9 protein-coding genes are annotated in these 9660 nt (G+C 70.1%); 3 read left to right on the top strand and 6 right to left on the bottom strand.

Going from position 1 to position 9660, the window contains the following annotated elements; translation table 11 throughout:
* Positions 1-711: 711 nt before the first annotated feature.
* Both GXY15_01555 and GXY15_01550 read left to right on the top strand, forming a co-directional pair.
* Positions 712-849 carry a hypothetical protein gene (locus tag GXY15_01555; protein NLV39897.1) on the top strand — a complete coding sequence of 46 codons (138 nt, stop codon included), beginning with the start codon at positions 712-714 and terminating at the stop codon, positions 847-849.
* Positions 850-949: 100 nt separating this feature from the next.
* A complete protein-coding gene (locus GXY15_01550; GenBank protein ID NLV39896.1) occupies positions 950-1867 on the top strand; it encodes a dihydrodipicolinate synthase family protein in 918 nt (305 codons plus the stop codon).
* Positions 1868-1875: 8 nt separating this feature from the next.
* On the opposite strand, the gene GXY15_01545 is transcribed toward GXY15_01550, so the two are convergent.
* From GXY15_01545 to GXY15_01530, 4 genes are all read right to left on the bottom strand, one after another.
* Complete coding sequence (locus GXY15_01545; protein ID NLV39895.1) at positions 1876-2256, bottom strand: YraN family protein; 381 nt, start codon at positions 2254-2256, stop codon at positions 1876-1878.
* Positions 2240-3124, bottom strand: a complete 885-nt coding sequence (locus GXY15_01540; GenBank protein NLV39894.1) for a segregation/condensation protein A — start codon at positions 3122-3124, stop codon at positions 2240-2242. The genes GXY15_01545 and GXY15_01540 overlap by 17 nt, the downstream gene beginning before the upstream one ends.
* A gap of 122 nt (positions 3125-3246) precedes the next feature.
* Positions 3247-5046 (bottom strand): SLC13 family permease, encoded by a 1800-nt coding sequence (locus GXY15_01535; protein ID NLV39893.1) that lies wholly within the window; start codon positions 5044-5046, stop codon positions 3247-3249.
* Positions 5047-5141: 95 nt separating this feature from the next.
* Complete coding sequence (locus GXY15_01530) at positions 5142-7118, bottom strand: protein kinase (protein NLV39892.1); 1977 nt, start codon at positions 7116-7118, stop codon at positions 5142-5144.
* 264 nt (positions 7119-7382) lie between these two features.
* On the opposite strand from GXY15_01530, the gene GXY15_01525 reads away from it, so the two are divergent.
* Complete coding sequence (locus GXY15_01525; GenBank protein NLV39891.1) at positions 7383-7715, top strand: hypothetical protein; 333 nt, start codon at positions 7383-7385, stop codon at positions 7713-7715.
* Between the two features lie 3 nt (positions 7716-7718).
* Here the strand turns inward: GXY15_01525 and GXY15_01520 are convergent, their stop codons facing one another.
* The gene (locus GXY15_01520) at positions 7719-8426 is read right to left on the bottom strand and encodes a Crp/Fnr family transcriptional regulator (protein NLV39890.1); all 708 of its coding nucleotides are present in this window, start codon (positions 8424-8426) and stop codon (positions 7719-7721) included.
* 34 nt (positions 8427-8460) lie between these two features.
* Positions 8461-9495 (bottom strand): exo-alpha-sialidase, encoded by a 1035-nt coding sequence (locus tag GXY15_01515; protein NLV39889.1) that lies wholly within the window; start codon positions 9493-9495, stop codon positions 8461-8463.
* Positions 9496-9660: the final 165 nt, after the last annotated feature.

The following is a 9660-nucleotide window of genomic DNA, read 5'->3' as shown; positions in this document are numbered from 1 at the left end:
TTGCGCGCCGGGAAGAAGACAAGGCAGGCGGGACGCCTGCGGTACGGAACTGCCCCGCAGGTCTTCTTCGTACCGCTGGCGTCCCGCCGGCCTTGTCTTTGGGTGCCCGTCCCCGTTTCGGCTGCCCCGTTGGGGCATGATTCTTTCCGTCCGGGCAACCCAGGGCAGGCCTGGCCCTTTGGGCGGCGGCCTGGCCTGGGCTATATTCGGCAACGCTTTCAGCGTTGAAGAGGACAAGGAACAGGGAACGAAAGAACTCTTTGTCAGGAAGGGTGGACGGACGTTAGTGCGATTGCCCTGAAACCCGCCGGCGGACAGACCGGGGTGTCGCGTCAAAACATCCCACGAGAAGGGGCGGTGGGCGGCGCGAGCGAAGCGTCCATTTGAAATCTTGCGGCCCGGTCGGGTAGATTGCGCCCTGTGGCCGGGGGTGGCGGGGAAGGCGCACCGATGAAAGGAAGCCTGCGATGGTCTTCGTCTCCGGACTAATCCTGTTCTTCACGGGAAACGAGGGGATCGGAACCGCCCTGATGGCGGGCGTGGGGACGTTCTGGCTTTTCCTTCTGGCCCGGCTGGCCCTGCTGGGGGTCTGAGCGCCCCGCCGCGCCGCGGACATGGATATTGCCTTTCCCCCGGGGGGCGTGCTACATTTTGGCGCATGGCCGGTAGAGTGTGAAGACACGCCCCGGCGGTACAACAAGGAGAGCACCCATGAAGCACGTCACGAAGCTGACCCGTCCCGAGATTTCCCGCGCGCAGAGCTCCACCACCATCCTGTTCATCATCGGCAGCGTGATGACGGCGGTGGGCAGCGTGCTCATCACCGTTTCCCAGAGCATCACCAAGTAACCGGTATTTCTGTCCGGCTTTTCTGCGCGCCGCGCCACCGGGGAGGCGCGGGCGCTCCGTCCGTGTCCGGCCCCGTTCGGCGCGGCGGGCGGAGGGCGTGATGCACAAGGAACTGCCCCCCTGGCGCGGCATCATCACCGCGCTTAACGTTCCGTTCACCGAAGTCGGCGCAGTGGACTTGGGCGCCCTGGCGGCGCACGCGGATTATGCGTTGCGGGCCGGGGTCGCGGGGTTTTTGGTTCCCGTCATGGCCTCCGAGGCCGGCGCCCTCACCCCCGCAGAGCGGGAGGATGCCGTCCGCACGGTGGTGGCCGTTGCCCGGGGGCGCGGCGTGGTTATTGGGGGCGCGTCGGACCCCGACCCCGCGCGACGGATCGCGCTGGCGCGCCGGTGGACCGGGCTGGGCTGCGACGGGGTGCTTGCCGCCCTTGCCTACGAGAACGACGCCCAGTACACGGCGGCGGTCCGCGAACTGGCCGCCGTGGACCCGCCCCTCCTCATGCTCCAGGACTGGGACGCCGCCGGTTTCGGGGTGCCGGTGCCGCTGATCGCCCGGCTGTTCGGGGAGATTCCCTGTTTCCGCTGCCTCAAGGTGGAGGTGGCCCCGGCGGGGGTGAAGTACACACAGGTGCTCGGGGCGACCGGGGGGCGGCTGCACGTCTCCGGCGGCTGGGCCGTCACCCAGATGATCGAGGCGATGGACCGCGGGGTCCACGCGTTCATGCCCACGGGCCTCCACGAGGTCTATGTGCGGATCTGGAACCTGCACGCCGCGGGGCGGCGTGACGAGGCGCGCGCGCTGTTCGCCCGGCTGGCGCCCGTGCTGGGATTCTCCAACCAGCATCTGGACATCTCCCTCCACTTCTTCAAGCGCCTGCTCCACCGCCAGGGAATCTACCCCACCGCGCGGGTCCGTCAGGCGGGGGCGCCCTTCGACGCCTTCCACGCGCGCGTGGCCGACGAGCTGATAGACCTCGCGCTGGGCCTCATCCGGGAATGCCGCGACGCCGGGGACTGACCGCCCGCTCAGTCGTCCATGCGGAAGGCGTCGGGAAAATGGGTGATTTGGGCCTTGCCGCGGGCCGGGCAGAGGACGCCGATGATGTCGAAGCGGTAGCTCAGCGCGGGGTCGGGGTTGCGGGCGAGGTACTGGCGCGCGGCGGAGCGGAGGTGCCGCTGTTTCGGCGGGGTGACGGTCTGCTCCGGGGGCACGGGGTCCGCCGCGGCGCGGGTGCGCACCTCCACGAAGGCGACGATGCCGCCGCGCTTCGCCACGATGTCAATCTCCCCATGGGGATAGCGCAGGTTGCGGCCCAGGATGCGGTAGCCGCGCAGGCGCAGGAACCAGGCGGCGGCCCGCTCCCCCCGGCGGCCCAGGGCGGCGCGGTCGTCAGGCGGCCGGGGCATCGGCCGCGTCCCCGGCGGCGGGCTCTTTTTCGGGGCCGTTTTCGGGCCGGGCGAAGAGGCGGAGGTCGCCGAAGGCGGCGTGCTGGTGGACCCGGATGCGGCGCATGCGGCACAGCTCCAGGATGGCGAGGAGGCAGCAGACCAGCTCGACCCGGGTGGTGCATTCGGCGCAGAGTTCCGCCCACGACAGCCCCGGCTTCTCGCGGAGGATGTCCTCGATGCGGACAATCTTGTCGTCCACCGACGCCTCGTCGAGGCTGACCTTGTGGAACAGGTCGTCGGCAAGGAAGCGCAAAACGGCGCGCACGGCCTTCACGAGGTCGTACAGTTCCACCTCGATGGCCCCGTCCTCCTCGGGCTCGTCATCGAAGACCGGGCGGACCGTGCGCCCGAAACAGTCCGCGCGGGTCTGCTCCAGGTCGCCCACCGCGGCGGCCAGATCGCGGAACCGCCGGTACTCCAGCAGTTTTTCGACCAGCTCCAGGCGCGGATCCTCCTCCTCGACCCCCTCCTCGTCCTCCGTGTCCGTCTCCACGGGCAGGAGCATGCGCGACTTGATCTGGATAAGCGTGGCCGCCATCACCAGGAACTCCCCGGCAATGTCCAGGTTCTCCGTCCGCAACAGGTCCAGGAAATGCAGGTACTGCTCCGTGACCTTCAGGATCGGGATGTCGAAGATGTCAATCTCCTGCGACCGGATGAGGTAGAGCAGCACCTCGAAGGGCCCCTCAAACTGCTCCAGCTGCAGGCGCAGCGCGTCGTCCGACAGGTCGTCCGCCGCGCTGTCCGCCGCCGCCAGCGGGGCGCCTTCCGGTGTCGGGTCCGTACCCTGCGCGTCCTGCGCGTCTTTTTTTCGCTTTTCGGCCACGAAAACACTCCCGGAATGGGGGTTGGGTTCGACCCCCCGCCCGCAGATGGTACCGTTCCGGACGGGGCGGGTGCAACCGGAGGAGGCGGGAATCACTGGACAGGTCGGACCGTCCCGAACGGTCAGAACGGCCAGACGACGGGGATGATGAACTGTGCGCAGGCGGCCAGCACGACGGACAGGGGCAGGCCGAGGCGGAGATAGTCGGTGAAGCGGTAGCCGCCCGCGGCGTAAACCATCAGGTTGGTCTGGTAGCCGATGGGCGTGAGGAAGCTGGCCGAGGCGGCGAAGGTCACGGCGATGGCGAAGGGCCGGGGGTCCACGCCGAGCTGCCCGGCGATCCCTATGGCGAAGGGGAACACCAGCGCGGCGGCCGCGTTGTTGGTGATAAGCTCCGTGACCAGGGCGGTGAACACATAGACGCCGAGCAGCACGGCCCCCGGACCAAACACGCCCGCGTTCGACGCGATGACCCGCGCCACCATCTCCACGCACCCCGAGTTCACCAGCGCCTTCCCCAGCCCGAAGGCCCCCCCGATCGTGATCAGCGTCTGCCAGTCCACCCCGTGGCGCGCCGCCGATGTGGAGATGCACCGCGTCAGCACCATCAGCCCCGCCACCAGAAACGCCGCCGTGACGGTGCGCATGAGGCCCGTGGCCATCAGCACCACCAGCAGCCCCAGCAGCGCCGCCGAAATCAGGGTCTTGTCCGTCCGGAGGGGCCGCGAATCCTCCACGCCGCTCACCAGCAGAAAGTCCGGGTTGTTATGGTGCACCCGCTCGAAGTGCGGGTCCGTCTGGAGGAGCAGCGTGTCCCCCGGACGCAGCGAGAGGTCCCCCACCTTCCCCCCCAGGCGCTCGCCCCCCCGGTGCACCGCGATGATCGCCGCGTTGTACGCCGCCCGGAAATTCGACTCCCGCACCGTTTTCCCCAGGCACGGGGACGCCCCCGAAACCACCGCCTCGCACAGCACCCGGTCGCGCCGGCTCACGGCCCCCCCCTCGTAGCCCTCGCCGCCCACGGGCACAAAGCCCGGAATCTTCTCCAGGTCCACAATCGTCGCCGCCACACCGGTGAAGGTGAGCACATCCCCCGCCGAAAGCACCCGCGTCGGCGCCACCGGCGTGATGACACGCTCCCCGCGCGTGATCTCCACCAGGAAAAGCCCCGGCAGGCGGCGCAGCCCGGCGTCCTCCACCGTCTGCCCCGCCAGACGGCACCCCGGCTGAATCTCCAGATTCACCAGGTACTCCCGCGAGGCGTCGCGCATCCGCTCGAAGAAGTCCTTGCGCTCCGGCAGCAGGCGCCGGCTGAAGAGGACCAGGAACAGCGCCCCCGCCGCCGCCGTGGGCAGCCCGAGCCACGAAAGTTCGAAGAGGCCCATCGGGCGCAGGGACTCGGCCAGTGCCGGGTCCGCCGCGGCCGCCTGGCGCATCATGCCGTTCACCACGAGGTTGGTGCTGGTGCCGATGAGCGTGCAGGTGCCGCCGAGGATCGTCAGGAAGGACAGGGGCATCAGCAGCCGCGACGGGGCCACGCCGTGCTTGCGGCACCATCCCGTGACAATGGGAATGAACATGGCCACGATCGGGGTGTTGTTCAAAAAGGCCGAGAGCGAGGTGGTCCACAGGGACATGCGCAGCAGCGCCCCCCGCTCGGTGCGCGCCCGGCCAAACACCCACCGCCCGAGGATTTCCAGGGCGCCGGTCTCGCGCAGCCCCGCCGCCACCACGAACAGCGCGGCCACGGTGAGCATCTCGGGGTTGGCGAAGCCGGAGAAGGCCTCCTCCGGCGTCACGATCTTCGCGAGCATCGTCAGCACCACCGCCCCCACGAGCAGGGCGTCGGGGGCCCGGTTCGCCGCAAGCCCCGCAAACACCACCGCCACGGTGGCGAGACAAAAGTACCCTTCCCACGTCATGAGGCAGTCTCCCAAAGGCCGCGCGCGGAAGGGCGGCGGACCCGCTCAGGCCATTATATTCCCCCCTTCCCGCCGCCTTCCATTCCGCGGGCGCCTCAGCCGAGGCGGCGAAGCACCTCGGCGACATCGGCGGCGCTGGTGCCGATTTCGAGGACGCAGCGGAAGCCGAGGGTGGCCGCGCGGGTCTCATAGGCGACCTGCCGGTCGGTGCGCAGGGGCGCGGGGGCGTCGGCGAAGTTTCCGCCGCAGACGAGCAGGAGGTCGCCGAAATCGGGGAGGCGGCCGGTGACGGCGGGGTCGGCGGGGGAGAGGGTCCACTCGCTGACGTTGCCGGCGAGGTCGGCCACGCCGCACCAGGAGCGGTCGCGGTCGAAGGCGGCGACGGGGGAGAGTTTCTGGGTCTGGCAGCTGCACGCGCCGGACTGCCAGTCGCCGCCCCAGGGGTACATGTCGGAGGTGTCCTTTCCGCCGTGTGCGGCGAGGGCCCACTGGGCGCGGCTGGGGAGGGTCTTGCCGAAGTGGGCGGCGCAGGCCTGGGCGTCGAAGAGGGAGATCCAGGTCATGGGGTAGTCGGGGTAGGTCTCCATCATGTCGCGGACCTCGGCGGGGACGCGCCATCCGCCGGTGATCTCGGCGGCGAATTTGGCGTAGCTTCCCATGGTGACCTCGGTGGCGTCCATGAGGAAGCCCGGCACGACGACGGGGGCGCCGTTGACGGTGACGGGGCCGCCGGGCACGAAGACCATGCCGGGGCGGGCGAGGGCGAGGGCGAGGTAGCACCGGAGCACCTCCTCGGCGTCGGACACGGGGGCGCCGGCCCCGGCGGCGTCCAGCAGGCCGCGCCGCCGCTCCGCCTCGGTGAACAGTCCGCGGTTGGCCTCGGAGGCGCCGGCAAGGGGCTCCACGCGCGCGCGGACCTTGCCGATCAGGCCGCGGACCTCGCCGAGACGTCCGCCGACGGCGGGGGCGGCCGCCCCGGGGACGGCGCCGGCGGCGGCGCTCCAGGAGCGCCCCAGCCCGGCGAGACCGACCAGAAGGCCCCCGGCGATGACGACCGCGAGGGCCCATCCGGCGGCCTTTCTCCAGGGGAAGGCGCGGCCGCCGCGGGCCTGCCGGCGCGAGACCTTGGTGATGTCCCTCCCCTTGGACACCAGCTCGATGACCGGCTGCAGCGCGGCGCGGAGCTCCGCGGCGTTCTGGTAGCGGCGGTCGGGGCTGGGGTCCACGCATTTCGCCACGATCTCGTCCATGGCGGGCGGGATGTCCTCGAGCATCTGCGAGGCGGGGCGGGGGACGCCGGTGGGCATGTTTCCGGTGAGCACCTCGTAGAGGACGACGCCGACGCTGTAGATGTCCGCGCGGGCGTCCACGTCGTGGCTCGTGCGCAGCTGCTCCGGCGACATGTAGTACGGCGTGCCCATGACGACGGCGGTGCCGGTCATGCGCGGGTTGTCCATGAGCTTCGAGATGCCGAAGTCCATCAGCTTGACGCGCCGGTCGCGGTCAATCATGACGTTTTCCGGCTTGATGTCCCGGTGGATCGTGTACTGGTGGGCGTACTCCAGGGCCACGCAGAGCTGGTCAATGATCCGGAGCACCTCGGCCACGGGGAGCCGCTTGCCCGGCGGCAGCTTCTCGATCATGTTGCGCAGGGACTCGCCCTGCACATACTCCATGGAGATGAAGACGCCCTTGCCCGCGCTGCCGATGTCGTGGACGCGCACGATGTTCGGGTGGGCCAGCTTCCGGGCGATGCGCGCCTCGTTGAAGAACCGCTCCACCACCATCTTGTCCCGCAGGAACTGCGGCAGCAGCGTCTTCAGCGCCACGTCCTCGCCCAGCACGTTGTCATGGACCTTGTAGATGCAGCCCATCCCGCCCCGGCCGATCATGTCGAGGACCGTGTAGCGGCCGTTGACCACCTGGCCCCGGCGGAACTGCATGTCCTCGGCGGGCGGGGTGGCGAGGCGGGTGGCCTCCTCGCTGGTCGCGTTGGCCAGCGGTTTGGCGCACCGGGCGCATATTCTCACCCCGGGCGGGTTCTGATGCCTGCAATGGGGGCACATCGCCATGTGTCGGTCTTCCCGTGAGGGGCGGACGCGCCAAGGCGCGCGCCCCCGCAAGACTATAGCACAAACCCCGTGAAACGGCGGAAATGGGAAGGTGTGGACGGTATGGACGAAGTGGACGGCATGGACCAGGAGAGGCGGGCGTGTGTTCAGGCCGTCTCCCCCCATCCGCTCTGTCCACCCCGTCCACTTCGTCCACCCCGTCCAACCCGTCCGTGCTATACTCGAAACGGGCCTGTAGCCCGCACAACGAGGAGGACCTGAGACATGCTGAAGGACTACATGGTGCGCGTGAAGCTGCTGAAACACTACCGCGAGCAGCGGGCCCTGTCCTATGTGGGCAAGGTCAAGACCCAGAGCGAGGGGTGGATTGTTCTGGAGGCCAAGGGCGTGATGGTGGGGCGCAACCTGCCCGGCGGCGCCCAGGTGGACGCGCTGGCGGCCAACGTGCTGGTGCCGCGCGAGAACATTGAGAGCATCGCCGTGCTTCCCGACACCTTCGACCTGAACGCGATCCAGGTGGCCATTGAGGGGCAGCAGATCCGCCTGGTGGTCAAGGGCGGCGCGGACTGCCTGCTCGGGGAGATGGGCGAGGGCTGAGGCTCAGACCTTCCCCCCCTCGGCGACGGCGCGCAGGGCCTTGGTGTCCAGCACGGTGACGGTGCGCCCCTCGACGAGGATCACGCCGCGCTGCTGCATCCGGGCGAGGGTGCGGCTCAGGGTCTCCGGCACGGTGCCGATCTGGGCCGCCAGCGTCGCCTTGGACACGCGCAGGGGCACGCCCCCGCCCCCGGCGCCCGCCTCCCCGGCCAGCTCCAGCAGCCGCAGGGCCAGCCGCGCCGACACCTCCTTCAGCGACAGGTCGTCTATGAGGTCCACAAAGCGCCGCAGGCGCAGGGACAGCACCCCCAGCATGGTCAGGAGCAGCTCCGGCCGCCGCCGCGCGGCGTCCAGGAAATCGGTCCGCGACAGGTAGAGCGTGCGCGCGGCGGTCATGGCCTGCGCGGTGGCGGGGTAGGCGCCGCCGTGGAACACGGCCACCTCGCCGCAGGGCTCGCCCCGGCCGAAAAGGTGCAGCACCTGCTCGCGCCCCTCCGCCCCCGTGCGGAACACCTTCACCAGCCCGTCCGCCACCACGTGAAACCCCTCGGCGGGGGCCTTCGCGTGGAAGAGGATCTCCCCCTGGTCATACTGCCGGGTCTCGGCGAAGGCCGCCACCGACGCCAGGTCGGCGGGGTCGAGGTCCGCAAACAGCGGGCAGTGGGCGAGGCGCTGCGCCCGCTCCGCGGGCGGCGAGGCCAGTCGTTTCATGGCGTGTTCCTCCGGGCGGCGCCGCGGCCGCGCATTACTCCGAAAACCACGGCGCGGGGATGGACCGCAGCCACAGCGTGTGGCCGCCGGTGTAGCTGAAGTACGTGAGCAGGGCGCGGCCTTCCAGCCAGGTGACGGCGGGATAGGCCCACGAGTCGCCGGTGCCCTCCTCGATGTTGCGTATATGGGTCCAGGTCTCGCCCTCGTCGCGGGAGACGGCGGCGGTGAGGGGGTTCCGTTTGCCCGTCGCCGGGTCGTGGTTCCACACCGCCAGCAGCGTGTTGCCGTCGGGCATGCGGGAGATGGACACGGGGGAGCCGGAGCCCTTGAGTGCCGTCGGCTCGGGGACGGACCAGGTTTCGCCGCCGTCGGTGGACAGGCTCCGGTACTGGCCGCCCAGGGTGGTCCGCATGAGCATCATGACCCGGTCGTCCTTCAGCTCGACGCAGGCGGGCTCCCAGCAGCCGCCGTCGGCGGGCTTCACGCGCGCCGAGTCGCGCCACGTCTCCCCGTCGTCGTCGGAGAGGCAGCAGTAGCTGTCGTTGTTCTCCCACGCCTCCAGGAGAATCCGGCCCGTGCGCAGGCGGATGGCCCGGCCGTTGGTGAGGCCGGTGTACTTGCCGGCGGGGCTGAGCTGTTTCGGGTTGCCGAAGGTCTTTCCCTCGTCGGCGCTGGTCCGCATCATGACGCGGCAGTCCTTGTCCTCGCTGTTCTTCTGGCAGTAGAACAGGGCGATGCGCCCGTCCTTCAGCCGCAGGAAGTTCACCTCCATCACATTGCACCCGCCGTCATTCTCCACCAGCACGCGCCGCTCGCCCCAGGTGCGGCCGCCGTCGCGCGAGACCAGCCCCGGGATGCGCGCCGGGCCGTGGTCCGCGCCGTTGCCCGCGTAGAACTCCGTCCACCCCAGGAGCAGCGACCCGTCCTTCAGCGGAATGATGGCCGCCTCGCTGTTGCGCGGGGTGTCCGGCCCCACGGGGGCCACGGCCGTCTTGAACGCCGCCTCTTCGCCGAACGCGCCCGCCGCCAGCAGCAGCCCGGCGGCCATCAGGAGGAAACTCCGTGTCATGTGCCTGTCCTTTCCCTGTCCATGCGTCGCGGGCCGCCGCACCCCGCGGCGCGCCCGGGAGGCATTATGCCCCCGCGCACAGGGGCGGGGCCAGAACGGCGGAAGAGGGCGCGGCAAGCGGCGCCCCTACGATCGTGCTCCCCGGATCCGCGCATGTGGGGGCGG

Source organism: Candidatus Hydrogenedentota bacterium (assembly GCA_012730045.1).
Lineage (GTDB): Bacteria > Hydrogenedentota > Hydrogenedentia > Hydrogenedentales > CAITNO01 > JAAYBR01.
This window is presented reverse-complemented; position numbering and strand designations above follow the sequence as displayed.

Coding starts and splice junctions, on each gene's coding strand:
- GXY15_01525 (NLV39891.1), top strand. CDS start 7,383: ATGCTGAAGGACTACATGGTGCGCGTGAAGCTGCTGAAACACTACCGC.
- GXY15_01535 (NLV39893.1), bottom strand. CDS start 5,046: ATGACGTGGGAAGGGTACTTTTGTCTCGCCACCGTGGCGGTGGTGTTT.
- GXY15_01555 (NLV39897.1), top strand. CDS start 712: ATGAAGCACGTCACGAAGCTGACCCGTCCCGAGATTTCCCGCGCGCAG.
- GXY15_01550 (NLV39896.1), top strand. CDS start 950: ATGCACAAGGAACTGCCCCCCTGGCGCGGCATCATCACCGCGCTTAAC.
- GXY15_01545 (NLV39895.1), bottom strand. CDS start 2,256: ATGCCCCGGCCGCCTGACGACCGCGCCGCCCTGGGCCGCCGGGGGGAG.
- GXY15_01515 (NLV39889.1), bottom strand. CDS start 9,495: ATGACACGGAGTTTCCTCCTGATGGCCGCCGGGCTGCTGCTGGCGGCG.
- GXY15_01520 (NLV39890.1), bottom strand. CDS start 8,426: ATGAAACGACTGGCCTCGCCGCCCGCGGAGCGGGCGCAGCGCCTCGCC.
- GXY15_01530 (NLV39892.1), bottom strand. CDS start 7,118: ATGGCGATGTGCCCCCATTGCAGGCATCAGAACCCGCCCGGGGTGAGA.